At 72.6% G+C, this 420-nt stretch carries 1 pseudogene; it reads left to right on the forward strand.

Features of this window, described 5'->3' with window-relative positions:
• Positions 1-206: 206 nt before the first annotated feature.
• Positions 207-420, forward strand: a pseudogene (locus UK12_RS43865) (hypothetical protein); the annotation flags it as partial.

The following is a 420-nucleotide window of genomic DNA, read 5'->3' on the forward strand; positions in this document are numbered from 1 at the left end:
CGCGGGCGATGGCGGCGTTCAACGCGGCCCGGAGCGTCGCCCGGACGCGATGGCGGGTGGCCGGGCCGGTGCGCATGCCCGATGCATGCCTTGCTGCCTACTTGGTCCGCGCCCCGGCTAGTCTTGGCGGGTCGCCTTGCTTCGGTGCGGGGGGCCGACCGGCGGACGAGCGCAGCGCACTCCGGGAGGGCGAGGAGGCCCGCCGCTTGCTGCGCCGTAGGGAGGCGCGCACGTCCCGGGTGACCGTCGGCGAGGGGCACGGCATATGGCGTGGGTCCGAGAAGACGAGCAAGGCCACGAGCAAGGGGTACGGGCCCCACGTCCGGGTACACCCCAAACCGCGGATCGGCCATATACGCCTGTCGCGCCTGAACGTCGGCCACCTGGTCGAGATGTTCGACGCCATCGCCGACGAGAACG

The sequence above is a fragment of the Saccharothrix sp. ST-888 genome (assembly GCF_000955975.1).
Classification (GTDB): Bacteria; Actinomycetota; Actinomycetes; order Streptomycetales; family Streptomycetaceae; genus Kitasatospora.